This is a genomic window from Psychrosphaera sp. B3R10 (assembly GCF_018861025.1).
GTDB lineage: Bacteria > Pseudomonadota > Gammaproteobacteria > Enterobacterales > Alteromonadaceae > Psychrosphaera > Psychrosphaera algicola.
The window spans coordinates 29469-55269 of record NZ_JAHKQH010000026.1 but is presented as its reverse complement, the minus strand read 5'-3'; the positions used below and the strand labels follow the sequence as shown (position 1 = coordinate 55269).

General features: G+C 40.5%; 23 protein-coding genes and 1 other RNA gene. 18 read left to right on the top strand and 6 right to left on the bottom strand.

Going from position 1 to position 25801, the window contains the following annotated elements; translation table 11 throughout:
* The first annotated feature begins 30 nt into the window (after window positions 1-30).
* Window positions 31-1020 (top strand): class 1 fructose-bisphosphatase, encoded by a 990-nt coding sequence (locus tag KO525_RS09915; RefSeq protein ID WP_215963649.1) that lies wholly within the window; start codon window positions 31-33, stop codon window positions 1018-1020.
* Between the two features lie 265 nt (window positions 1021-1285).
* On the opposite strand, the gene ssrA is transcribed toward KO525_RS09915, so the two are convergent.
* Window positions 1286-1652, bottom strand: a transfer-messenger RNA (tmRNA) gene (gene ssrA / locus KO525_RS09910).
* Window positions 1653-1878: 226 nt separating this feature from the next.
* Window positions 1879-2664, bottom strand: coding sequence for an ABC transporter substrate-binding protein (locus KO525_RS09905; RefSeq protein ID WP_215963648.1), 786 nt, complete (start codon window positions 2662-2664; stop codon window positions 1879-1881).
* A 230-nt stretch (window positions 2665-2894) separates the two neighbouring features.
* Between KO525_RS09905 and ligA the strand changes: the two genes are divergently transcribed.
* From ligA to KO525_RS09880, 5 genes are all read left to right on the top strand, one after another.
* A complete protein-coding gene (gene ligA / locus KO525_RS09900; RefSeq protein WP_215963647.1) occupies window positions 2895-4922 on the top strand; it encodes an NAD-dependent DNA ligase LigA in 2028 nt (675 codons plus the stop codon).
* Window positions 4922-5254, top strand: coding sequence for a DUF3392 domain-containing protein (locus KO525_RS09895; RefSeq protein WP_215963646.1), 333 nt, complete (start codon window positions 4922-4924; stop codon window positions 5252-5254). The genes ligA and KO525_RS09895 overlap by 1 nt, the downstream gene beginning before the upstream one ends.
* A 1212-nt stretch (window positions 5255-6466) precedes the next feature.
* Entirely contained in the window at window positions 6467-7948 is a 1482-nt protein-coding gene (locus KO525_RS09890) for a sigma-54 dependent transcriptional regulator (RefSeq protein WP_215963645.1), read from the top strand.
* 213 nt (window positions 7949-8161) lie between these two features.
* A complete protein-coding gene (locus KO525_RS09885; RefSeq protein WP_215963644.1) occupies window positions 8162-9355 on the top strand; it encodes a PAS domain-containing sensor histidine kinase in 1194 nt (397 codons plus the stop codon).
* Window positions 9352-10701 (top strand): sigma-54 dependent transcriptional regulator, encoded by a 1350-nt coding sequence (locus KO525_RS09880; protein ID WP_215963643.1) that lies wholly within the window; start codon window positions 9352-9354, stop codon window positions 10699-10701. Before KO525_RS09885 ends, KO525_RS09880 begins: the two co-directional genes overlap by 4 nt.
* Window positions 10702-10819: 118 nt before the next feature.
* Here the strand turns inward: KO525_RS09880 and KO525_RS09875 are convergent, their stop codons facing one another.
* Entirely contained in the window at window positions 10820-11482 is a 663-nt protein-coding gene (locus tag KO525_RS09875) for an SDR family oxidoreductase (protein ID WP_215963642.1), read from the bottom strand.
* 142 nt (window positions 11483-11624) lie between these two features.
* Between KO525_RS09875 and ylqF the strand changes: the two genes are divergently transcribed.
* From ylqF to KO525_RS09845, 6 genes are all read left to right on the top strand, one after another.
* Window positions 11625-12554, top strand: coding sequence for a ribosome biogenesis GTPase YlqF (gene ylqF, locus KO525_RS09870; protein ID WP_215963641.1), 930 nt, complete (start codon window positions 11625-11627; stop codon window positions 12552-12554).
* A 10-nt stretch (window positions 12555-12564) separates the two neighbouring features.
* Complete coding sequence (locus KO525_RS09865) at window positions 12565-12972, top strand: thioesterase family protein (protein WP_215963640.1); 408 nt, start codon at window positions 12565-12567, stop codon at window positions 12970-12972.
* 9 nt (window positions 12973-12981) lie between these two features.
* A complete protein-coding gene (gene murI / locus KO525_RS09860; RefSeq protein ID WP_215963639.1) occupies window positions 12982-13848 on the top strand; it encodes a glutamate racemase in 867 nt (288 codons plus the stop codon).
* 79 nt (window positions 13849-13927) lie between these two features.
* Window positions 13928-14233, top strand: a complete 306-nt coding sequence (locus tag KO525_RS09855; RefSeq protein WP_215963638.1) for a 4a-hydroxytetrahydrobiopterin dehydratase — start codon at window positions 13928-13930, stop codon at window positions 14231-14233.
* Window positions 14234-14271: 38 nt separating this feature from the next.
* Entirely contained in the window at window positions 14272-14868 is a 597-nt protein-coding gene (locus tag KO525_RS09850) for an ACP phosphodiesterase (protein ID WP_215963637.1), read from the top strand.
* A gap of 319 nt (window positions 14869-15187) precedes the next feature.
* Complete coding sequence (locus tag KO525_RS09845; protein ID WP_215963636.1) at window positions 15188-15994, top strand: hypothetical protein; 807 nt, start codon at window positions 15188-15190, stop codon at window positions 15992-15994.
* On the opposite strand, the gene KO525_RS09840 is transcribed toward KO525_RS09845, so the two are convergent.
* The gene (locus KO525_RS09840; RefSeq protein WP_215963635.1) at window positions 15979-16395 is read right to left on the bottom strand and encodes a GAF domain-containing protein; all 417 of its coding nucleotides are present in this window, start codon (window positions 16393-16395) and stop codon (window positions 15979-15981) included. The genes KO525_RS09845 and KO525_RS09840 overlap by 16 nt on opposite strands.
* A 215-nt stretch (window positions 16396-16610) precedes the next feature.
* Between KO525_RS09840 and modA the strand changes: the two genes are divergently transcribed.
* The 5 genes from modA to moaE are packed head-to-tail and all read left to right on the top strand — an operon-like array spanning window position 16611 to window position 19843.
* A complete protein-coding gene (modA, locus tag KO525_RS09835) occupies window positions 16611-17363 on the top strand; it encodes a molybdate ABC transporter substrate-binding protein (protein ID WP_215963634.1) in 753 nt (250 codons plus the stop codon).
* Complete coding sequence (gene modB / locus KO525_RS09830; protein WP_215963633.1) at window positions 17356-18045, top strand: molybdate ABC transporter permease subunit; 690 nt, start codon at window positions 17356-17358, stop codon at window positions 18043-18045. The genes modA and modB overlap by 8 nt, the downstream gene beginning before the upstream one ends.
* The gene (locus tag KO525_RS09825) at window positions 18042-19103 is read left to right on the top strand and encodes an ATP-binding cassette domain-containing protein (RefSeq protein ID WP_215963632.1); all 1062 of its coding nucleotides are present in this window, start codon (window positions 18042-18044) and stop codon (window positions 19101-19103) included. The genes modB and KO525_RS09825 overlap by 4 nt, the downstream gene beginning before the upstream one ends.
* 31 nt (window positions 19104-19134) lie before the next feature.
* Window positions 19135-19383 (top strand): molybdopterin converting factor subunit 1, encoded by a 249-nt coding sequence (gene moaD, locus KO525_RS09820; RefSeq protein ID WP_215963631.1) that lies wholly within the window; start codon window positions 19135-19137, stop codon window positions 19381-19383.
* A gap of 1 nt (window position 19384) precedes the next feature.
* Window positions 19385-19843 (top strand): molybdopterin synthase catalytic subunit MoaE, encoded by a 459-nt coding sequence (moaE, locus tag KO525_RS09815; protein ID WP_215963630.1) that lies wholly within the window; start codon window positions 19385-19387, stop codon window positions 19841-19843.
* 76 nt (window positions 19844-19919) lie between these two features.
* Here the strand turns inward: moaE and KO525_RS09810 are convergent, their stop codons facing one another.
* On the bottom strand, window positions 19920-20102 hold the full coding sequence (locus KO525_RS09810) for a DUF6435 family protein (RefSeq protein WP_215963629.1): 183 nt from the start codon (window positions 20100-20102) through the stop codon (window positions 19920-19922).
* A gap of 408 nt (window positions 20103-20510) precedes the next feature.
* Here KO525_RS09810 and KO525_RS09805 point away from each other — a divergent pair, with 408 nt between their 5' ends.
* Window positions 20511-21788, top strand: a complete 1278-nt coding sequence (locus KO525_RS09805) for a DEAD/DEAH box helicase (RefSeq protein ID WP_215963628.1) — start codon at window positions 20511-20513, stop codon at window positions 21786-21788.
* A gap of 1590 nt (window positions 21789-23378) precedes the next feature.
* On the opposite strand, the gene KO525_RS09800 is transcribed toward KO525_RS09805, so the two are convergent.
* Window positions 23379-25787 (bottom strand): DUF748 domain-containing protein, encoded by a 2409-nt coding sequence (locus tag KO525_RS09800; protein ID WP_215963627.1) that lies wholly within the window; start codon window positions 25785-25787, stop codon window positions 23379-23381.
* Window positions 25788-25801: the final 14 nt, after the last annotated feature.

The window sequence follows — 25801 nt, the reverse complement described above, 5'->3', positions numbered from 1 at the left end:
GAACAATATAATCACAGCGAGTAAATATATATGAAACGCTTAGTTCCTGTCTTAAAGCAAGACGGTGTAAATACAGATTTAATTATGCTAATCAGAACAATTTTAGCGGCATCCAAGGAAATTGCATTTCGGGTGAGTCAAGGTGCGTTGGCTGGAGTATTAGGTTCAACCTTAGATGAAAATATTCAAGGTGAGGTTCAAAAAAAATTAGACGTATTATCCAATCAATTGTTAAAAGATATGTTGCTTGATGATGATTCCGTTAGTGCAATTGCATCAGAAGAGGAAGATTCTGTGGTTGGAGTGAACCCTCATGGGCAGTTTATAGTTGCGTTCGACCCACTCGATGGTTCTTCTAACATAGATATTAATGGTCAAATTGGTACGATATTTACAATTTATAATGCGCGAGAAGATGTAGAATTTGACAGTGAACTCCAATTCGCTCAAAAGGGCAGGGATCAGGTCTGTGCTGGATATGTTCTATATGGTCCTTCTACGTTATTAGTATTGTCTACTGGCGGGCCGACTCGTTGCTTTACGTTAGACTTAACGCATGGTGGGTATTTACTGACAGAAGAAGCGCTTAGTATTCCAAAAGATAATAAAGAGTTTGCTGTGAATATGGCGAACTATCGTTATTGGGACGCCAAAACACAGAAGTTTTTTGATCAAATTTTGTATTCTAATAAAGATTATGCCAAAGCGAGTATGCGTTGGAATGCTGCAATGGTTGGAGACGTGCACAGAGTATTAACAAGGGGAGGGGTGTTTTTATACCCAGCGGATAGTCGACCTGGAATCGAAAACGGAAAAATCCGTCTACTATATGAAGCAAATCCTTTAGCTATGTTAGTGGAAAATGCCGGAGGCGTGGCCTATTCGGGTAGCAATAGTATTTTAGATATAGAACCAACGTCTTTACATCAAAGAGTTCCAGTTGCAATGGGCTCAGTCATTAATGTTAAACAATATGAAACAAATACCTCACTCATGAACATAAAAAGCAGCTTAAATTAAGCTGCTTTTTTAGTCTCGCTGGTTTATTAAAACGTGTTTTCTAGTTTTCATTAATTCAACTGTGTATCGTTTAATTTTAGAGTGAAAGATTGGTGGGCAAACTATGTAGACACGGTACGGCAGAATAAATTGGCGTATGTTTTGAGTGTCCTGAGAGTGTCTTTTAAGGTCGTTTTGTAGTGGTTTTATAGTAGGTTTTGGTGTTTTTTTATATTTGAGGCTAGTACACAACCCCTTGTTTTATAAGAGGTTGTGGGCTAGTAAGTGGTGGAGCTGGGGGGAGTCGAACCCCCGTCCAGAAAAGGTCACCCTTTGGTACTACACGTTTAGTCAGTTTTTAAATTCACCGAGGAGCTGCGAACAGACACGCCACTCAACGACTATCCTGATTTAAATTTCGTGGGTTGCCTCTCAGGCAGGAGTCTCGCCACTATTCCGTTTGGTTTTTGATCTTTTGTTGTTCCCCGTCTTACGGACGGAAGCTAGGGCAAAAGAGCTCTGAGCAGGGTATTAAGCTGCTAGTGCGTAGTTTTCGTCGTTTGCGACTATTTTTTGCGGCTTTTTACGAGGCAAACCGCCCCTCGACGTGCACCTCCGGAATCATCAATCCTGTCGAATCCTGAATCAGCCCCTAGAAATCTTTCCAAAGTAATTCTTTCTCAACGGAATAAACCGAAAGTAAGTAACAGGGCAATATTAATGTAATGTGGCGCAATTGCAAAGAAGAATAAGGAGGAAAGGTAATAAAGTTTTGTAACTGCGTGTTAATTGCTTAAATAACGTGCAGAGGTTGTCTTTATTGGCAATAACTGTTGAGGTTTGCCGGAAATTGCGTCTTGATGATTGGCAGAGCTGCGCCTACATCTTGCTGATTTTATAGGCGTGGCCAAGTTTATCTTCTTTAAACAGTTGTTTGGTGTTTAAAGTTAACCCGTATTTTTCATAGATTTTTTCGACAAGATGTTCTTCGCGCATCGTTAACCAGGCTTTTTGAAGTTTGTTTTTTAGTTTTTTTGAAACGGCCTTTTTACTTATCCCAAAATAAGTGGGCGTGCCGTGCAGAAAAAACCGAATAGAAAATTCATCTTTAGATATTTCTCCTGTTTCTAACATATGGTGGGCAATCAATTGGTCGTCAAAGACACCGTCGAGTCTGCCCAATTTAAGCATCGAATATCGTTCATCAACATTTGGAAGGTATACGAGTTTTTGTATGGTGTTGGGATTCTTTAATATCAGGTTTTCAAATTCATGCCCAAAATTAGCGCCCCGTTGAATACCCACAGTGCCTGTGAATTGATGTAACTCTTTTGGTGAGTTGACGTTAGCACTGATTGTTTTTCTGGCGACGAAGGTGGCACTTTCTATGTAGTGTGGGCCTATAAAATCGGCAAATTTTGCTCGGGTTTTGCTGTGGGTGAAATTCGTAAGAAAGTGAATTTTACCAGACTCGAGCAATTTTATGGCTCTACCCCATGGTGCGGATATTATTTTTAGTTCGCAATCCGCTTTTTTCGCCAGCGTTTTTGCTAAATCGATACTTACGCCAGACCAACCTTGGTCGGTTTTCTCAAAAAGGTAAGGGGAGGATTCTGTTGATATTCCTAGAGTTAATGTACATGAATAGCTTTTAAAACTGGCCATTAGTATTAATAGCAAAATAAAAAGTGATTTACCCAAATAATTCAAACCAGTTGACCCTAAACAAATTAAAATGTCTTCAGGCTGCATGATAAGACGATGCCTAAGTGTTAGCAACATAGGATAGGTAACATAAATTTTGAACAGTCGTACAGAATTGATCTTTCAACAGTTGCCTTTAGGTGCATTTCAATTCAAACTTTAGCTATATTCCAATTTTTTATATGTGCCAAATGTCAGCTATCGAACTTGAAATTAATGAGCTTGTCTCGCAACTACTATCGTTAAATTATCAATATTATGTATTAGATGAGCCGTCTGTTCCCGATGCTGAATACGACCGTCTTTTCCGACAGTTGCAGGCTTTAGAGCTAGCGCATCCCGAGTTGGCTCATGCTGATTCGCCAACTCGTAAAGTGGGTGGTGAACCGCTGGCAAAATTTGAGCAAGTGGTTCACGAAGTGCCTATGTTGTCATTGGATAACGCGATGAAAGAAGAAGAGTTTATCGCATTTCATAAACGAGTGAATGACCGACTCAAAACTGACGAGGATTTGGAATTTTGTTGCGAGCCTAAACTGGATGGTTTAGCCGTTAGTATTTTATACGAAAAAGGCAAATTGGTTCGGGCTGCAACTCGAGGCGATGGCGCCGTTGGCGAAAACATTACTGAAAATGTCAAAACGATTAAGTCAATTCCTCTAGCATTAGTTGGTACAGATTTCCCTGAACGCATCGAAGTCCGTGGTGAAGTTTTTATGCCGCATGCCGGATTTAAACGTTTAAACGAAACCGCTATCGAAAATGGAACTAAGACATTTGCCAATCCGCGTAATGCCGCTGCAGGCAGTTTACGCCAGCTCGATTCAAAGATATCAGCGTCACGGCCTTTGGCTTTTTATGCCTATTCGATGGGGGTTGTCAGCGAAGATTATATTCTGCCAGATACGCATTTCGACCGATTGCAACAGATCCGACATTGGGGATTGCCTGTTTGTCCTGAAATCAGAATTGCAAAAGGCATTGAGCAGGTCTTGGCGTTTTATCAAGACATAGGTGAACGTCGTAGTACATTGAGCTACGAAATTGACGGCACAGTATTAAAGCTTAACGACATCGCAACTCAAGAAACTCTTGGGTTTGTGGCGCGCGCTCCACGTTGGGCTATCGCCTATAAATTTCCAGCGCAAGAAGAGCTAACGGTATTAAATGATGTTGAGTTTCAAGTGGGTCGTACGGGCGCCATAACTCCGGTTGCTAAATTAGAACCTGTGTTTGTGGGCGGGGTGACGGTGTCAAATGCGACTTTACATAACATCGAAGAAATAGAACGGTTAGGCATAAAAATTGGCGATACTGTGATCATTCGTCGTGCCGGGGACGTTATACCGCAAATTGTTTCGGTTGTTGAGGAACGTCGACCGGAAGATGCTAAAGACATTATTTTTCCAACTGAATGCCCAGTGTGTCAATCGAAAACAGAAAAGCCAGAAGGCGAGGCTGTGACTCGTTGCACTGCAGGTTTATTCTGCGAAGCGCAACGTAAGCAGGCGATAAAACACTTTGCTTCGCGTAAGGCGTTTGATATCGACGGTCTAGGTGACAAAATTGTTGACCAACTTGTGGACGAAAAATTAATTCAATCACCTGCGGACCTGTTTACTTTAACAACCGATCAAATTTCATCGCTAGATAGAATGGGGCCTAAGTCGGCGGAGAACTTAATAAACGCACTTGAAGCAGCTAAGTTGACTACATTGCCTAAGTTTATCTATTCATTAGGAATTCGTGAAGTGGGTGAAGCTACCGCACTTAATTTAGCAAATTATTACCAAACTTTAGATGCAATAAAAGAAGCTGACATCGAGTCTCTGATTGAAGTGAGTGATGTAGGTAAAATTGTTGCGGCTCATGCGTATGCGTTTTTCCGCGAAGAACACAATTTGACGGTTGTATCTCAGTTATTAGAGCAGGGCATTCATTGGCCAGTGATCGAAAAACGTGAAGAAAGCGCTCAGCCTTTAACCGGGTTAACTTACGTGATTACCGGCACGTTAAGTCAGTTGGGCCGCGGTGATGCTAAGAACCATTTACAATCACTAGGGGCAAAAGTATCAGGGAGCGTATCGGCCAAAACACATTATTTGGTGGCGGGTGAAAAAGCCGGTTCGAAACTCACTAAAGCCCAGGATTTAGGGGTTGACGTATTAACCGAAGAACAGCTGGTGGCACTGTTAAACGAACATGGGATCACTCTGTAATGGATTGGGTCTTGTCGATTTTGTCTGAGTTTGGGCGTTTTATGCGCCCTTACTCTGCAGATATTTCCCTTGGGATTGTTGCGTCAATATTGGTGATTTGTGGGTCAGACATCAATAAAATGGTGCGACGCCAACTTGGTAACGCTCACTTTATTATTCGAACTGTCGTATTTGTTTTGGTTTGTACATTTGGTTACGGGGCGTTAACTGTAGTTTTGACTCAAGTATTAAAAGTGCAGTTAAGTCAGTTATCTTACTCTACGTTTGCGATTGTTGTTTTAGCCATTTTTATTATGTTAGGCATTTGGGCCGAACGACGAAAACAAATATAGATGTCGGTGTAACACTCTTTTGATAACTAGTGGGCTCAAAACCAATGGGTGATCCCACAGGTTTTTAGAAAGGATCGTCATTCCAAAATCGCCCCAGCGATATTTGGGATCTCCAACAAGCGACTCCGAAAGTAAAAATAGTTTGGTGCGCTATTCATTGGTATAACTAGCAATATTCAAGCATTCTTTAGTGCGAAGTATGAACTTCCTCTGCACTTGGTTGGAGGTTCTGCATATCGCTTAGACTCTTTCAGAATGACGGTCTTTTCTGTTTGGTTCGGATGATGGTTTGTTCAGATGGTTTGAGCCAATTAAAAGCGAACAATGAAATTCCTCTGCACTTGGTTGGAGATTTCAAATATCGCCATGGCTGCCTTATAAAGCTTGGGAATAGCGGGCTTTTTGCGATCAGCGACTCTGACCCCACAGGTTTTTATCCCACTGGTTTTTAGAAAGGATCGTCATTCCAAAATCGCCCCAGCGATATTTGGAATGTCCAACACGCGACTCCGAAAGTAAAAATAGTTTGGTGCGCTATACATTGATATTACCAGCAATATTCAAGCATTCTTTAGTGCGAACTATGCACTTCCTCTGCACTTGGTTAGAGATCCTGAATATCGCTTAGGCTCTTTCAGAATGACGGTTTCTTCTTTTTAGTTAGGATGATGGTTTGTTCAGATGGTTTGAGCCAATTAAAAGCGAACAATGAAATTCCTTTGCACTTGGTTGGAGGTTTCAAATATCGCCATGGCTGCCTTATAAAGCTTGGGAATAGCGGGCTTTTTGCGATCAGCGACTCTGACCCCACAGGTTTTTGTCCCACTGGTTTTTAGAAAGGATCGTCATTCCAAAATCGCCCCAGCGATATTTGGGATCTCCAGCACGCGACTCCGAAAGTAAAAATAGTTTGGTGCGCTATACATTGATATTACCAGCAATATTCAAGCATTCTTTAGTGCGAACTATGCACTTCCTCTGCACTTGGTTGGAGGTTCCAAATATCGCCGCGGCCGACTTATAAAGCTTGGGAATAGCGGGCTTTTTGCGATCAGCGACTCTGACCCCACAGGTTTCTTGCGAAAATTTGTGAATAGTGTCAATAATTAGGCTAAATAGTTAAATTCGTCAAAGTTTTGTCGTTTAATACTTGCAACTCTGATCGACCTCGTTACAATTATCTTCATAACGATAGTAAAAATTAGGTTGTATATGTCATCTGAACAAAAGCTCGGTTTGGGCAAGATCATCATTGTTGATGAAAATGAACGCAGAGCATCATTACTCCACGGTATTTTAACTTTTATAGGCGAAACAAGTGTTGTTGTTAGCTATAACGATTTTCAAACCCGATGTACTAATGAAGATGATGTAGACGCCTGCATATTAGGCGCGTTGTCCTCCAGCGATCATGAAGCGTTAGTGCGTTCACAGCCAGGGATCCCGTTTTTACTCATCGGTGAAACCTTAAAGTTTTTATTCGAACTAAAAAATGTTATCGGCGTTTTGTCGGAACCTTTCATTTACCCTGCAGTAACGCAGCAAATTCGAGACTGCCAAGAATACAAACGATTGCTGCCGAAACTCAGATCAAATAGCAGCGGTAATAAGTTTGACGGTTTAATTGGCCAAACTTCAGTATTAAATGAAATTAAATTTTTAATAGGTCAAGTCGCAGAAAAAGAAGCCAACGTACTTATATTAGGGGAATCCGGTACAGGTAAAGAGGTCATCGCACGAAATGTTCACCAGTTATCCTTACGCGCTAAAGGCCCATTTGTGCCTGTTAACTGTGGTGCAATACCCGGTGAATTGTTAGAAAGCGAATTGTTTGGTCACGAAAAAGGCGCGTTTACCGGTGCGATTTCATCTCGTAAAGGGCGCTTTGAATTGGCTCAGGGCGGCACGCTATTTTTAGATGAAATAGGTGACATGCCGCTGCAAATGCAAGTGAAGTTACTTCGAGTCTTGCAAGAACGTACTTACGAGCGAGTCGGGGGCAGTAAGCCAATTCGGGCTGACGTTCGGGTTATTGCGGCAACCCATCGTAATTTAGAAGACATGATTGAAGAAGGGACTTTTCGTGAAGATCTTTATTATCGTCTAAACGTATTTCCTATTGAATCACCTTCATTAAAGCAACGACCAGATGATTTACATTTGCTTATCCAAGAGTTTACAAGCCGATTTGAACGTGAGCATAAAGCTCGGTTTAATTTAACGGACCGCGCGTTAGAGTCACTAAAAGAGCATCCATGGCCTGGTAATGTTCGTGAATTAGGGAACCTAGTTGAACGTTTGTTAATTATGTTTCCAAATCAAGTGGTTGATGTACATGACTTACCACCTCGATATTGTTATACCGACGAAGCGCCGTTTGTTCCTGAATACCCAGATGAAATTTTAGAGCGTCAGGCACTTAACGACATCTTTGCATTGAACGATGATGAAGATGATGACGGTTCCGAGGATTTTGTTATGTCAGCCACGTCGCTGGCAGATCCAACAACCGTAATGTTGCCACCTGAAGGGTTAGACATTAAAGAGTTTTTATCTGAACTTGAAATAAACTTAATTGAGCAAGCATTACAAACAACTGACTATGTTGTTGCTCGTGCTGCTGAAATCCTAAACTTACGTCGCACAACGCTAGTTGAAAAAATGCGTAAGTACGATTTGAATAAAGACGAATAAGTTAAAGGGTTATTTGGGTCGTAACTTGACTCAAATAACCACTTTTTAGCGCTAAGATCCCACGCCATTTTTTTCCTTTTTAATCAGCGTCAAAATTTTGTTGTTTTAAAGGATCCTCAAAAATCAACATCTAACTCATTGTTATTTATATAAAATAAAGTTGGCACAATAGTTGTTTTAGTTTCTGTGTATTAAATCCATAGAGATAACATTATGTCAGTGAATATTCAGTCAGTATTGCAAAGTGAACGCAGTAAAACAGCCAAGGTTAAATTGGCTTCATTTTCGCCTGCGTTTAGAAGCTTTTCCGAAGATTATAAATCGACATCACCTTCTAAGGATCAATCCGAGATCAGACAAGCTGAAATTCAGAAATTACGTGACCGTAATACTGAGTTGAGTCATCTAGTCGACATTATGCCAAACGGCGTTGTGGTATTAGACGCAAAAGGCATGGTTTCTCAAGCTAATAAAGTGGCAATTAGTTTGCTTGGCGAACCACTTGAGGGTGAAAAATGGCGAACCGTTATTGGACGCTCTTTTAAACCTAGAGAAGATGACGGCCATGAAGTTTCACTCCGTAATGGACGTAGAGTTAAACTTGAAATTACCCCATTAAAATCGGGTCAGTTAATTGTGATGACGGATTTAACTGAAACAAGAATTTTGCAAGAACGGATCAGTCACCTTCAACGGGTTTCTGCACTTGGGCGTATGGTCGCGAGTTTAGCGCACCAGATTAGAACGCCTTTGTCTGCAGCGATGTTATATGCCGCAAATTTAAAAAATAGCCGCTTGAAAGTGGATCAACGACTTAATTTTGTCGACAAGTTATCGTCGCGTTTATCCGACTTGGAAAAACAAGTTAATGACATGTTGATGTTTGCCAAAAGTGGTGAAAACCAAGTTTTAGAACAAGTTTCGTTGCAACAGTTATTAACGTCTGTGCATCAAAGTTCCGACGCTATGGTGAGCTTAGCAGGTGACCTAACCGTCGACTTACCAGAACCAGATATTTGTTTGCTTGCCAACAAAACCAGTTTATCCAGTGCCATCACAAACCTAATCCACAATGCGGTACAGGTTGTAGGTCAAGGTGTGCACGTTCATGTTGCTGCGCAACGTGACAAGATAAAACCAAATCGAGTGATCATTTCTGTCGAAGATAATGGTCCAGGTGTTGAGAAAAACTTAATCAATAAAATATTTGAACCGTTTTATACCACGCGTTCTCAGGGAACAGGACTGGGACTGTCGGTTGTTAAAACTGTCGCACAGGCTCACCAAGGTCATGTTGAAGTTGAGAATAAACCAGGTGGCGGTGCAATATTTAGAATGTATTTACCAATTAAGCTTAATGCTCTTGCACCCATTGACGTGTCTACACAACAGGAGGAAGTCGTATGAGTCAGACTCAAATATTAGTCGTAGAAGACGATTCAGGATTACGAGAAGCGTTAGTCGATACGCTATCTATTGCCGGTTACAGTGTTGTTGAAGCCGATTCAGCAGAAGCTGCACTTGTTGTAATGAAACAGCGGGTCATTGACCTAATCGTTTCAGACGTTCAAATGGGCGGCTTAACAGGACTCGACTTATTAAAATCAGTTAAAAAGCTGTACCCGCAAACGCCATTTTTATTGATGACCGCATATGCAACTATCGACCACGCAGTCGAGGCGATGAAATACGGCGCAATTGATTATATGGCCAAGCCATTTGCACCGGAAGTTTTGCTCAATATGGTGGGGCGTTATGCGCCAGTTAAGCAGGTTGAAAAACACAGCCCTGTCGTTGCCGATATCAAAAGTATTGAATTGTTAAAGCTAGCAGCCAAAGTTGCCGTGTCAGAAGCGTCAGTGATGATAACGGGCCCAAGTGGTGCAGGTAAAGAGGTTATGGCGCGTTACATTCATGACCAGTCTAATCGAGCAGAACACGATTTTGTCGCGATTAATTGCGCAGCCATTCCAGACAACATGTTGGAAGCGACATTATTTGGATATGAAAAAGGCGCATTTACCGGCGCAATTCAAGCGTGTCCCGGCAAGTTTGAACAAGCCCAACACGGTACAATTTTGTTAGATGAAATCACTGAAATGGATTTGAATCTACAGGCAAAACTGCTGCGTGTGTTACAAGAACGCGAAGTTGAACGTTTGGGCAGTCGTAAAACGATAAAGCTCGATGTTCGAGTATTGGCTACATCTAACCGCGACTTAATGGAAGCGGTACGCTGTGGTAAGTTCCGGGAAGATTTGTATTATCGATTGAATGTTTTCCCAATTCGTTGGTTACGTTTATCTAAACGTAAAGATGACATTATTCCAATTGCTATGCATTTATTGAATCGCTATTGCGTTGATATGGGAAGAGAAATTCCTGAAATTAGCCCAACAGCTAAAATGAAACTGCTTAATCATAGCTGGCCTGGGAATGTGCGAGAACTCGACAATGTTATTCAACGAGCCTTGATCCTGTGCACCGATTCTAATGTGGAAAGTGAACACATTTTGGTTGAAGAATTTGCGGTTGACCATGTTGCAGCCGAAATTCAAGCGAGCGAATATGCTGATGATACGCCGGATTTTAAAATGGAAATACGTGACCAAGAGAATCGTATTATTTTAGATACGTTGCAAATGTGTCAGGGAAAACGCAAAGATGTTGCTGAAAAACTTGGCATTAGTCCGCGTACGTTACGTTATAAGTTGGCTAAAATGCGCGAGCAGGGCATTGAAGTTCCAGCCTAAAAAATAGACTTACGTTAGCCTTTAGCACATGTTGTTGGTTATTCTGAGCGCTAAAAACAAAACGCGGATAAGATTATCCGCGTTTTTTTATGCTTTTAATTCACTTATTAAAGAAGTGCTACCAAGGCAAGACGTCGCCATTTGAATGCCAAAAGCCACACGTATTACCAAGAGTTAATTCTTCAATACGTTCAATAAGTCCAGCGGCAGATTCTTCGGCGGTAAGTAAACCACTAAAGTCAACCATACGTGTTTGAACCCAACCTGGATGCAATTGTGCAACAGCAATGCCACGTACTTTTAGATCTTCGGCTAACGACTTACCAATGGCATTAAATGCAGCTTTAGACGCGCGGTAACCGTATCGACCTCCTGAATCGTTGTCTGCAATCGACCCCATACGACTTGTAATATTGGCAATTTTGCTGCCTTCAATCATATTGTCAATCAAGGCTTCTGTTACCTGCAGCGGCGCTAACGTATTGATTTCAAATTGTTGACGAATGGAATCGTAATCAATTTCACCTAAAGTCTCGTTTTGCAGTAGCCCTGCATTGTTGATTAAGAGGTCGATTTGCGTATCGCCTAAAACCTTTTTTACCTGCTGGATATGGTCTGGTTGGGTAATGTCGATGCCACTGATGACCATATCGGCTATTTGCTCAATTTCCTCTGAGTCGCTGCGACAAATGGCAATAATGCCCCAACCTTTCGCTGCTAATTGTTGGCTTAGGGCTAAACCAATGCCGCGATTTGCTCCAGTGATGACTGCTGTACTCATTTTAAAAATCCTAAAATATCGACGTGTTTTTATAGTGGTGGGTAATTATCAATTTTTCAATGTTAGTGGTTTATAAAGTTTAACGTTGTGACTGGCGCTAAAACAGGTAAAATTCGCCCATTAACGTTATCTGGAGAATAAAATGGCAATAAACTGGTTTCCCGGCCACATGCACAAGGCGCGAAAAGAAATCGCTGAGATTATGCCGCAGGTGGACGTGATCATAGAAATTCTGGACGCACGGATCCCTTTTTCTAGTGAAAACCCTTTAGTACCAAAACTCCGCGGCGATACGCCGGTTTTAAAAGTATTAAACAAAAGTGATTTAGCCGATCCCATTCAAACCGCTAGATGGCTTGAACATTTAGAGCAAGAACGTGGCATAACTGCAATAGCGATAACGCAGCATGATCCAAAAGGCATTAAAGATCTACTTAATGTGATCTCTGATATGGTGCCGCATCGCGTAAGCCAAGATAAACAACTTAGAGCCTTGATATGCGGAATTCCAAATGTTGGAAAATCGACAACAATTAATATTTTGGCAGACCGTATTATCGCTAAAACAGGCAATGAGGCGGGTGTTACTAAAGCACAGCAACGTATTCGTTTAGACAACAATATTGTATTGCATGATACTCCAGGGTTTTTGTGGCCTAAATTAGAGCCTCAGGATTGTGGTTATCGCTTAGCGATTACGGGCGGCATTAAAGACACAGTGACTGAAAAAGAAGATATTGCGTACTATCTCATCGAATATTTGATGGAATATTACCCTCAGTTGCTAATGGACCGTTTTCAGTTTGATGAGATGCCACAGCAACCTATTGATGTGATGGATCTTATTGCGAAAAACCGTGCATGTATGCGTAAAGGCGGTATTGCTGATTTGTATAAAGTATCTGAGATAGTTATTAATGAATATCGCGGTGGTGTTTTTGGGCCAATAACCCTTGAAACTGTAGAGCTTGGCTTAGCGGCAAAAGTTATCATGGAAGAGAAAGAAGCTGAGCGCGAAGCTAACAAAGAAAAAGAAGAAGAGCTTAAAAAGAAAAAACGTCGTAGACGTTAAAAGGATCCCTATGAGTCAAATTAGTTTTGTGACCGTTCGTGGTTATCACCTTGATGTTTACCAACACGTAAATAATGCGCGATACCTGGAATTTTTAGAAGATGCGCGTTGGCAGTACCTAGAAGAAACCGGCGATATTGAATATTTTCAAAGTTTAGGTTTAGCGTGGGTCATCGTAAATATTAATATTTCATATCGTACAGGTGCGTATATGGGACAAGTACTTGCGATTGAAACCAAATTATCTAAAGTAGGCAACAAAAGCGCAGTGTTTAATCAGGTGATTACGGTTAAAGGAACTGAAACCGTTGTAGCTGATGCAGATATAACGTTTGTTGTTTTGGACCAAAAAACGGGTAAAGCGATCCCAATTGAAGGTGACTTGCGAGAACGATTTAATCAACATCTAATAGACTAAATTCGAACGATGTCCTCAGAAACTATAACAATAGGCGTCTTTGATTCAGGAATCGGTGGGCTCTCAATTGCGAGTGAAATTAAACGCCTATTACCTGATTCGCCTATTGTTTATTTTGCAGACTCCGCTTACAACCCATATGGTGAGTTGCCTGAATCGCAGTTGATTACACGCTGTATTCGTGTTGTTACCACTTTAATTGAGAAGGGCTGTGAGCTCATCGTTGTGGCGTGTAATACCGCGACAGTCAATTGCATCAAAGTACTAAGAGAACGCTTTTCAGTATCTTTTGTTGGTGTTGAGCCAGGCCTTAAACCAGCAGTTGAAGCGGCCACAACGCCTATAATAAGCGTTATGGCGACAGCAAGAACGATAAACAGTAAGCATTATCAAAACGTAAAAACGGGCTTTCAATCGTACTCTACTATTGAAGATATACCTTGCATTGGATTGGCCGACTATGTCGAATCTCTTAATAGCGCTTCAAAATTTGACTCAACTATTTTGGCCCCCTATGTCTCAAAAATTATTGCCCAAAAAACGACCTATTTGGTACTTGGTTGTACACACTACAGTTTGATCAAAAACGAAATTGTCACCGCGTTAGCTAAGCACCATGCTTCAGTCACAATAATTGATACGTCAGTTGCTGTGGCTAAACAGGTTCGGCGCTTGGTTACTGCCGAGTCTAGTGGTTCAAGTGACTCAATGTTATCTGTTGGCGCTGTAAAAAAGGCTAAGGGCATTGATGATACTTTTATTACCAGTGGTGAATTATCTAGGTTTGAACAGCAACTTGGTCATTGGTGGTCGACGCCCGATTTTGTAATAGAACCGTCAATGTGTCAGGGTTATTTGCCATCTGAACATGCGTAATATTAAGCAATAATTTGATTTTATTTTTAAGCTCGTCATTATTGACGGCACATCGACAGTATTGAAAATTGAGGGAATTATGGCAGCGGTAAAACTAAACGATCAAGAACTAACAACCGCATTAAAAGAGATTAATGCAACATTATCTGAAGACGCACAATGGCAATTAGTCGACGGAAAATTGTTTAAGCAGTTTGTCTTTAAAAACTTTATTCAGGCATTTGGCTGGATGACTCAAGTCGCCATGCACGCCGAAAAGTTAATTCATCATCCTGAGTGGTCTAACGTTTGGAATAAAGTGGATGTATATCTTGTCACACATGACGCCGGCGGAATTTCTGAGTTAGATTTTAAAATGATTAAACGCATGGAAAAATTGATCTAATTTAAACTGTTTTGAGTTTGATTGTTTCGTAATTAAAAATGAATTACCTTGCCCACTTACATCTTGCTGATCAGACTGACACCTCTTATGTGGGCAGTTTGCTAGGCGACTTTGTCAAAGGAAATGTGGCAACGATGGCGGTACCCACCGACCTTAAAATTGGTATTCAGCTACATAGGCTGGTGGACTCATTTACTGATCAACATCCTATCGTTTTAGATTTGAAGTCAAAGCTACCTGAACATCGGAAGTATGGTGGCATTATATTGGACGTGCTTTTTGATTATCTATTAGCGAAAAATTTTGGCCAATATCATCCCATGGCATTGGAGCAGTTTTCTGCCCACTGCTACGATAATTTACCGGTTGATAATGAGATTATGTCTCCTCGGTTTATTCAAACCATTAGCAACATGAAACAAATGGATTGGTTAACTAGCTATGGTGATATTGATACCATTAAACGAGTATTGATGCGGATCAGCACTCGGTTAACTCGACCTGTCGCGCTAGAAAATGCGGTTGATTGGTTTCGGTCTGAGGGAGCAATAGAGTTTAATAACTTTGATGACTTTTATTGCGACTTGGTTGCTTATGCTCAGCGTGAAGCACATAGATTAGCTGACCGATATTGAATCCAGTGGCCCGACAGAATTTGGCGCTATAGGCGACCCAAGCGATTATTGACGGTATGGCTCGTCACTCAATCCCCATTGATTGTTCGTCCATCATTTTTAAAACTCATGCCCTCCATTTAAGTTCAGATCCACTGTGATAAAAGTAAGGTGTAATGCCACCTATCCTTAAAACACTCATTTCATTTTTTCTTATTGACCCTAAAATTTACGTAACACTATATAAAATCTCATGAAATTAACCGTTGTTAAATGAGGTTGATGTCGGCAGAATGTTGTACTTAAATAAACATGCTAGGTCTGACAAAGGAATTAAATTATGGACGTCAAACATATCAGTTTTTTAGTGGTTGGCTTAATTGTAGGGAGTTTGGCGACATTCTCTTACGTTGAACAAAGGACAGAGACCACGACAGCGCACGACCAACAACAATCCGATACATCTGATTTTAATCAAGTAGAAACCACTGAGGCTGACAGATACCGTGGCATAGTGGCGTTGCAAGATAATCGAACGTCTGAAGATATTGACCAAGTGTTGCAATTAGAAGAGCAAATTAAATTACTGCAACAAGAGTTGGAATCAGTACGACTTGAGAACGACGACCTAAAACAAAGCTCCATGATATTAGCCGAAGAAGTTGATCACGGCGGAAAGCAATTGGGTGACGTTGCGGTTAGAATTTCAGAACTTGAAAGTGAAAACAGACGATTACAGCGAGAGCTTGGGCAATTTGCAGAAAGCGACATCACAAATGAGCAAATGACGGCTTTGGTCGAAGAGCCGTTTTCTAATTTTTTGCTCGGCTTTAGAGGCAAACAACGTGATGAAGTGTATGATTTTTTTAACCAGCCGGAAGATCATGAATGGGGTTATGACACTGAGCTATTAATACGTGACTTTTTTGCTAATCACGAATTTCAAAGCAGTGTGCAGCTTGTCGGCGTCACCTGTAAAATTGATAAATGTGAATTTAGAGTTATAGAGCCGGAGCCGGAATTAGGGCATTTTAATATTTTGTTTCAAGAGATGCGTCGTCAAACGTGGTGGGAATTTTCTTCTACTTATTCGACATCTGGAAATTTAGATCAAGGGCTTAAGATCTTATTTTATGTATCTAAGTAAAGAGAAATTTTTTCGGCTAGATTAGTCACGTATTCTATTTCTTCAAGTACAAGTGGTTTGTGTCGGTACGCAGTTGAGCTAAAGTTTAATGTGCCCCAAATTACACCGTCTTTGTAAATTGGACAGCCAATATAGCTGAGCAATTGCACCAATTTATAGGCGGGGTGTAAGGTCCGATGCTGGTTTTTTTCCACACTGTTATAAGTAACGATTTGTTTTGCGGAGATGACTTTCTGGCAATAGGTATCTTCTAAATTAAAGATATCACCCTTGTTGATGGATATATGATCAGATTGGCAGACTTCAATATAATAATTTCTGTCCAATACTTTTGAAATAATCGCAGTTTCAAAGCCTAACTTCATCCGCAGAGCAACAATCTCATTTAAAAATTCATGCATATGACTCGACCAATTGGTAATGATTTTTAGGGTAAAAATAAGTGCACTGATAAAGGATCCGTCAGTGCTTACACAAAAGGTTAGGCTAAATTAGGCGTTTTGCGCACATGTATGTTCAAGTTTATTTAATTTAAACATGTGAGCAGGTATCGGCGACGTCAAATACTCAAATTTATGATAGCTTACAGGGCACATTAAAAAATGTTTCACATCTCATGATAGTTAAAATAATTGCCACATTATGGTTTGTTTTGAGTTTGCCTACTTATGCTGCTACGTTAAACGTGGCTGTTGCGACTAATTTTTATCATGTTATGTCTGAGTTAAAAACCGAATTTGAAAAGAATCAGCCCCATAAATTGCAAATATCCAGCGGTTCTTCTGGCATTATTTTTAGTCAAATCAGCAATGGAGCGCCGTACGACGTGTTTTTATCAGCAGACTCAGAACGCCCGCGTAAACTTATCGCTGATAACCTCGCTTATAAAAACAGTTTAAAAACCTATGCCGTTGGTGAATTAATTTGGTGGCAACCAAACACAAAACACATGACGCTTGATACTCTTAAAAACTATAATACTAAGCTCGCAATCGCTAACCCACGATTGGCGCCTTACGGGCAAGCGGCCATTGCGGTATTAAAGCAACTAAACCTCAGAAAACCGGTGCAGTTGGTGAAGGGGATGAACGTAGGGCAGGCCTTTCAATATGTCGATAGTGGTAACGTGCAGGCTGGTTTGGTGGCTAAATCATCAGTCGTCAATGGGTATAATCGGTTTGCTGACCCTAAGTATTTAAATTACATTACGCTCCGCGCGGACTGGTATCCAGAGATTGAGCAACAGTTAGTCATTTTAAAACGTACCGCTGAAGTGCAACTCGCGCAAACCTTTGTCACATTTATGTTGTCCACCGACACCCAAAAAAGATTACGAGAGTTAGGATACAAGACAAAAATCAATGAATGAATTAGCTGACCTAACCGCACTTTGGTTAACGATAAAATTGGCGCTACTAACCACAGTATTATTGCTGATATTTGGGTTACCTGCAGCATGGGCGTTGTCACGTTATAAGGGACGTTTAAAGCCAATATTTGAAGCGGTTATTGCACTTCCTTTAGTATTGCCGCCGACCGTTTTGGGTTTCTATTTTCTTTTGGCGTTTGCGCCCCAAAGCTTCCTGGGACAATTGTGGTTTGATCTCACTGGAAGTTATCTTGCATTTAGCTTTACCGGGATCTTATTTGGGTCTGTTATTTATTCATTGCCTTTTGTTTTGCAACCGCTATTAACTGGGTTTTCACAAATTAATCATGATCTTATCGATACCGCGAAATCTTTAGGCGTGAACGGTGTAAAGCGGTTTTTGTTTCTTGTTTTACCGCTTATAAGGCCTGCTATTTTGTCGGCAATGACCTTAGGTTTTGCCCACACATTGGGTGAATTTGGACTGGTCTTAATGATAGGTGGCAATATTCCTGGAGAAACCCAAGTATTGTCTATCGCGTTGTATGACCATGTTGAGACTTTAAATTATGCGGCCGCGAATCAGTTGGCGTTTATTTTGGTGGCGTTTTCGTTTACAAGTTTAGTGCTGCTTTACAAATTTAATCGCGGCTTTGGCCCGTTTAAAGGTGCGGGCCAATGAATTTTGAAATAACATCGAGTCACTTTAAATTTCGCGCCCATCAAAATGGACTTTCATTAAAGGGTCAGTTACCAGTCGAAACAGATATTGTGGGCATATTTGGTTCTTCAGGAAGCGGCAAATCGACGTTGTTAAAGGCTGTTGCAGGAATACACTCCGCGTCTTTTGAAACACTGAATATCGATTATAACCAACAGCAGTGGCAAGACGTAAATGCGGTTGATCGCCCCTTTGTTATCGTGTCGGATAAAACGCATTTGTTTCCACATTTAGACGTTCAACAAAACCTTGATTTTGTGGTTAAACACGGGAAAAAAACGTCAAACATTCCATATACACTAGATGATGTGGTCCATTGGTGCGGCATAAAACACCTATTGCAGCGAGCGATTAACGCGTTATCGTCGGGAGAAAAACAACGTATCATATTTGCCCGAGCGTTAATGTCGGGAAAACCTGTGATGTTGCTAGATGAAGTATTTTCGGCGATAGATTGGCATAGTCGGGATCAATTTGCCTCGTTACTTAGAAAATTGAAACGTGACTACAAAATGCAGTTTGTTATGGTGAGTCATTCGTTAAAAGAACTGGCCATGTGCTGCGATCATATTGTCTGGATTGAACAGGGCGAAGTGGTCAGCCAAGGCCCGAGTAAAAAGCTAGTCACGCAAATTTCATCGACAAATAATCAGCCTACATTAAGCCAACTTAGTGTAAAATTTGATGCAAGGTTAGCGCAATACCAATTAACACGCTGGCAAGTTGAAGGTACCGAAAAGTTACTTTTGTTTAGTCATATTTCTGATAGCGATGATGAACTTGAATACCTCGTTATCGATGGCTCAAAAGTGGTTATTAATAAAGAAAGTAGCCAGTCTTCAAGTATGGTGAATCAACTTCCGGCAACAATACAAAGTGTCGAACAAAAGCAAAATTACGTTTTAATAACACTAACCGTCAATGGGCAAACAATCTTGGCCGAAATTTCGGCAATGTCGCAGGAACGTATGGCGTTAGATACAGGACAAACGGTTTATGCTCAGTTTAAAGTTGTTTGATTTTTATAAATATTTTTAAGTAGGATTGGCCATGACCGATATTTTATTTTTTGCCCAATTACGGGAGCAACTTGGTTGTGAACAAGTTCAAGTCGAGCTGAAAGAAGCGACAGCGGTCGCAGACTTAATTGGCATACTAGTGACGCAATATCCTCAATGGCAACGTTATCTCACCAATAATAAATTGTTAGTGGCTGTAAACCAGACCATGGTCGATAAAAACCATACGATACATCCGAATGATGAAGTCGCGTTATTTCCGCCGGTCACAGGGGGCTAATATGTTAAATAGCATTAGGGTATTAGTTCAAAATGATGACTTTGACTTAGGTAGTGAATACCAAAAGTTACTGGCAAACGACACAGAAAACGGTGCAGTTGTTACATTTACTGGCTTGGTTCGAGATTATAATCAAGGGCATCAAGTATTGGGGTTAACCCTAGAACATTATCCTGGAATGACGGAAAAAGCGCTTGAGACAATCGCGTTGGAAGCGAAACAAAAATGGCCACTAGGGAGAATAACAATTATTCATCGCGTGGGGTCATTAGGTTTGAGCGAACAGATTGTATTTGTGGGCGTTACAAGTAAACACCGTGAAGCCGCGTTTAGTGCTTCACAATTTATAATGGATTACCTCAAGAACGACGCGCCATTTTGGAAAAAAGAGCAAACAACAGAAGGCGAACGTTGGGTTGAATTTAATGATAAAGACAAAGATGCATTATCACGCTGGTAGAATTCGCTTTATAAGCCACAAAATGGTGGCACCTGCATCGCTGAGTTCGCTTAATTAGTCTAAAGTGACAGACGCATTATTGGGCACTTTTGGCATCCTCTAATATTTTAATTTCTTCGGCAATTTTTTCAGCTTCAGCGGTAATCATTGAGTATGCTCTGATATTCCCGTTTCGTTGCGCCAACATCGCTTGCTCTAGTTTTGTTTCATAAGTTTTATTTAACTTTTTAATTGGATCTTTTTTAAATATTGAGAACATTTAGGTCACTTTTTCTGTTAGGTCATTATCTATATACGCGAAGTGTTAAGTTTTGGTTTAGTTTTTAGTAAATTTAGCTGTGTTTTATGTATTTAGCTTATATTTAACCTATTTAGATTAGTACCGAGGTCGTTCATTGTTTTGACCATAAGAGTGTTAATAAGCTAAATTTAGCAATTTAGTTGCTCCCTGCATTGTCTCATAAGTCGCCCTACTTTTTACATTCAAGTGATTGTCGGCTTTGTCTCGTTGCTCGCATTATCGTCCATTATAATTGCCGAATACATGATATTTAGTGGCTGCAGTTTAAATAAATTTGGTGGTTTTATTCTAGGTGTACATATCGAGTGAGGTTTTTTTGATTAGTTTAGGTATAATGCGGCCATTCTTCGCAAATAAATTATCATAATGACGACTTTCGCAAAACTGGGCATTAACACAACGCTTCAATCTAATATCAAGCGTTTGGGCTATAAAAAGCCAACTTATATACAAGAAAAATCAATTGGTGCAGTACTTTCTGGCACCGATACTTACGCTATTGCCCCGACAGGAACCGGTAAAACTGCGGCTTATTTACTGCCTATATTGCAAGAGCTAAGTCAGACTGATCACAGTGAAGACCAAGTTAGACCTATCCGTGCGTTGTTCTTAGTACCTACCCGAGAACTGGCGCAACAAGTTGAAGAGTCAATTGGTCAATATGGTAAAGGTTTAAAATTGCGTACCATCAGTATATTTGGTGGGGTGCGTATTCAATCACAAGTCAATCGCTTTAAACGTGGAACGGACATTATTGTTGCTACTCCAAAGCGACTGATTGACTTAATGAAGATAAAAGCTATTTCATTAAATGACATTCAATTTTTTGTTATGGACGAAGCTGACAGATTGGTCAGCATGGGTATTTATCACGAGCTGAAAAATATTTTAGCGGCGATGCCGAAAAAAGCACAAAAGGTTCTGTTTTCTGCAACGGATTCAAAAACCTTAAACAAGTTTAATCAAGAACATTTAAACAGAGTTAAAATTGTTAAAGGCGGCAGTATACAACCAGCTTTAGATAAAATTTTACATACAATGTACCGTTGTTATGGTGACGATAAAAACAAACATTTATTTGGTTTGTTAAATATGATCAACTGTGACCGAGTATTAATTTTTGCTCGTACTAAATTTGACGTTAATTTTTTAACCAAGATTTTAAATGACGAAGGATTTGTTACAACAGGTATCCATAATGAAATCTCGCAAAAACAAAGACAGCAACGACTAGCTGGCTTTAAAGATGGCGAATTTAAATGTCTAGTTGCTACTGACATTGTTTCCCGTGGTATTGATATTAGCGGTTTGTATTATGTGATTAACTACGATTTACCAGTTAACAATAATGATTATATACACCGAGCTGGTAGAACCGCACGGACAAAAACCAATAAACTTGAAACCAAAAAGGTGATCGCTGATAAAATTGAGAAACAAGCATTGTCTCGAGAAGTGATTGCTAAAAACCAGACGGTCTTCAATCCCGCTGTCGATATGGAAACAACAGTTAAAGTAACTGATATTCAAGGACACATCTTCTCCCTTGTGAGTTCATCACAGGAGCGATTAGTGCCATTAATTTCAAAGGCAGTTGGTAAAGATATTAAATTAGAACGTCCGCCTTGGAGAATTGAGCGATAATACAGCGGAAGCTGAGTTTGCTGATTTTCTGGGCCTAAAATATTTAAGCGAACAATGAACTTCCTCTGCACTTGGTTGGAGGTTCTGAATATCGCTGTCGCTGACTTATCAAGCTTTGTAAACCGTGGGGCATTTTGCGATCAGCAACTCTGACCCCACAGGTTTTTAGAAAAGATCGTCATTCCAAAATCGCCCCAGCGATATTTGGAATCTCCAACAAACAACTCCGAAAGTAAAAATATTCTGGTGCGCTATACATTGGCGTTACTAGCAACATTCAAGCATTCTTTAGTGCGAATTATGACATTCCTCTGCACTTGGTTGGAGATCCTGAATATCGCTTAGGCTCTTTCAGGATGACGTTTTTTGTTCTGGAATTATGAGCTAATTGAAAGCGAACTATGGACTTCCACTGCATTTGGTTGGAGATCCTGAATATCGCTATGGCTGACTCATATTACTAGCTTAGGGGATGACGTTTTTTTCTGTTTTGTTCTGAAGGTGGTTTTTCTTTAAAACAAGGTGTTGTTACACCTTAAGTTCAGGCGACATTTCCCTTCGTCTGAATCCCCCTTAGTTGAGATTTATATCTCGAAGTGAACGGCAGGGACGCCGTTGCAAGGAATGTGCATAGGGATGTGCGTACATTCCGTCTTCGACGATAATATAAATCTTAAATAAGGAGTAGGGATTTAGCCGAAAGCGGCCTTTTTGCCTACTTTTGGGGCTGTTGCAAAAAGTATGGTCGACGCAGTCGAAATAGCTGCCCGCAGGGCAAAGAAAGACTCAGCCTGCAAGGCGAATTATGAACTTCCTCTGCACTTGGTTGGAGATCCTGAATATCGCTGTGGCTCGACTCATATTACTAGCTTTGGGGATGACGTTTTATTCTGTTTTGTTCTGAAGGTGGTTTTTCTTTAAAACAAGGTGTTGTTACACCTTAAGTTCAGGCGACATTCCCTTCGTCTGAATCCCCCTTAGTTGAGATTTATATCTCGAAGTGAACGGCAGGGACGCCGTTGCAAGGAATGTGCATAGGGATGTGCGTACATTCCGTCTTCGACGATAATATAAATCTTAAATAAGGAGTAGGGATTTAGCCGAAAGCGGCCTTTTTGCCTACATGATCTTAGAAACAAAGAGCGGCTGTTGCAAAAAGTATGGTCGACGCAGTCGAAATAGCTGCCCGCAGGGCAAAGAAAGACTCAGCCTGCAAGGCGAATTATGAAATTCCTCTGCACTTGGTTGGAGATCCCTAATATCGCTGTGGCTCTTTTGGGATGACGTTTTTTGTTCTGGAATTATGAGCTAATTGAAAGCGAACTATGAACTTCCTCTGCACTTGGTTGGAGATCCCTAATATCGCTGTGGCTCTTTTGGGATGACGTTTTTTGTTCTGGAATTATGAGCTAATTGAAAGCGAACTATGGACTTCCACTGCACTCGTTTGGAGGTTCTGAATATCGCTATGGCTCATCTAATTTTACACGCTAGGAAATGACGGCGTTCTGTTTAACTGTCGCATAACAATGACGTTTTTTGTTCTGAAATTAAGAGTCAACTCAGTGGGAGAGTTGACTCTATGAAGGTTTATAATTGGTCGATGTCAATTCTTGGTTTTGCATCGTCGTCGGCATCTATTTTTGCTGAGCAAGAATACAAACGTTTAGACGTAATGGCATAGTTATTAATCAACAGTGTTTTAAGGGCAACGCCACGTTTTTGGGCGAGTTGAATTCGATCATCTTTATTAAACTCTGATCCTAATTCTGCAGGGGTCGCTACTGGACATAACTTGATATTAATATCTGGGTTTTGCTTTAAAGCTGCAGCCAGTTGGGAGATATATTCAAGTTGTTCGTCTTGGACTTGGATATCATCAGGTCGATAAATCAAAGGCTCAAAGCGAATTTTTAGTAAATGGTCACTGGCGGACATCGCAATTTTGACGACTTTTGCATATGGTAAAAAGCTAGTGATTAAATAATCTTTAGCAGCAGACATTGTTGCCTGTTTGATTACTAAACTCATAATACCGGAAAGGCCAACAGATGGTTTATTCAAATCACCTTTGATAGGGATGTCGAGCTCAACTACATCGTCGCCATCTTTTAACATCCCAAGTGCAGCATTAAACGATATAGCGCCACCGCTTAAGTTATTTTTCTCACCAGATTCTTCAATGGCATTTAATTCCATAGATTTAAGGTGAGTCAACGATTTGCCAGATAAAGCGGTTCCATCAACTTTTACCGATACTTTAGAGTCTAACTGACCACTTTCAATATTATAACCAAGCGCTGAACTGACATAAGGCGAAAGTTCAGGCAGGCTTAATTCATCTACCGTTACCTTCCCTTTATATTGCGGCTTTGGCAAAAATGGTTGCAAGTCTGCATTGGCGGCAATTTTAGTATATTCGTCGAGCTGAGCTGACAACTCAAACTTAGTGATTTGCTGTGGCGCTAGACTGTTTATTTCGGTTAGATTTAATGTGTTTACTTTTAGGTGCGTATTAAATGCAGGCTTAACACTGAAATCACGAAACTTTGCATCTGTTGGTTCCAACAGCGTTACTTTACCGACACGTATGTTTGGTAGTACTTTGCTTTCAGTTTGTTTTTCGGTCGCCGCGGCAACTTCTGTTTTGTCTGTGCTTTCTTGAGTCCCAGTATTTTTCTCCGTGTTTGCGACTGCTTCACTTGATGTCGCTGCAGTTGACGTTTTAGCAGTAGGGCTTTCTGGCACTGGAGTCGTGTCACTGTCAGCTTTGGCTGGCGCTAAGAATAACGGTGTGAGTTGTTTGTCTTTTGACATTGTGGCGTTCATGCCAATTTTACCGATAAGTATTTCATCAACATTCACGTTTTGTTGGCTGGCAATGATTCGATTGATCTCTGCTGCATCAAGTGACAATAGTGGATCAGATGGTTCTGCGCCTTGCATCGCAACAAGTGTCGATATCACGAGTTGCTCAACCGATACTTCAGGGGTAAATACTAGTTGGGTTTTATCATTGGATAGTACAATATCTTTGAGAGTTAACGACGCTAACGAAAGTGTAGTTTCCAATTGCGCTAATGGACGAATAACCAAACTTTGTTGTGAGACAGATAATTCCGCAGCGATTGATTTAGGCGCATTATTTTCTAGCTGAACTTGAATTGTTTTTGAGTCAATATGAAAGTTCTGATTATCAATTTGGTATCCCGCAGCGGCGACAGCTGTATTCGAGAGTGCAAAGTCAAATCCGTCGACATCTACATCTAGCACAGTGCCTAGTGTTAAAAGAACTTTGGTATCTAATGTAATATCCGTTTTCAGGTCAATTGGATTGTCAGGATTATCTACTGTTAGTTGGATAGTAGATTGCAGGTCTGTTTGTGCAGATAACTCGCTACCGTCAAAACTAAACTTATTTAAATTAAAGTTTTCAACGTCTATGGTTGTTGCTAACTCAGGCTGAGAAAACTCTACATGGATTGACTTAAGTTGCAGCTTTTTAATTGCAATATTAAGTGGTTTAGCTTGTGCGTCTTTAGACAGTTCTTGAGTCTGCTCAGTGTCTTTCACATTCGCGATAGGGGCGTCATCAGCGGCAAGCTCAGGTGTCGCTTTTTTAGAGTCGAAGAGTGCCAATACATCAACTTCATTTAAAAAGACGTTTTCCTGCTCGAGTCTAACTTTTGAATCAAGACCTTCTAAATAAACTTTGTGAAACGCAATATCACCTTTTAATAATGGGAACGCGGCAATGTCGACGATCAGGTGTTTAAAATGAACCAGCTCGGTTTTATTATGGACAAGACTGAAATCTCTTATATCGAGCGCAATTTGTACCGGATCAAATATAATTGTGCCGCCATCTTTAACCTCTAATTCAAAATCTTTAAGAGCAAAATTTGTGATTGGCGTTAAGAAAAAAGTCGCGGTGATCCAAAAGATTAAAAATACTGAAAAGAAAAAATAGAAAATGGCATATAACAGCTTTTGCAACATTTAAAAGCAACCTA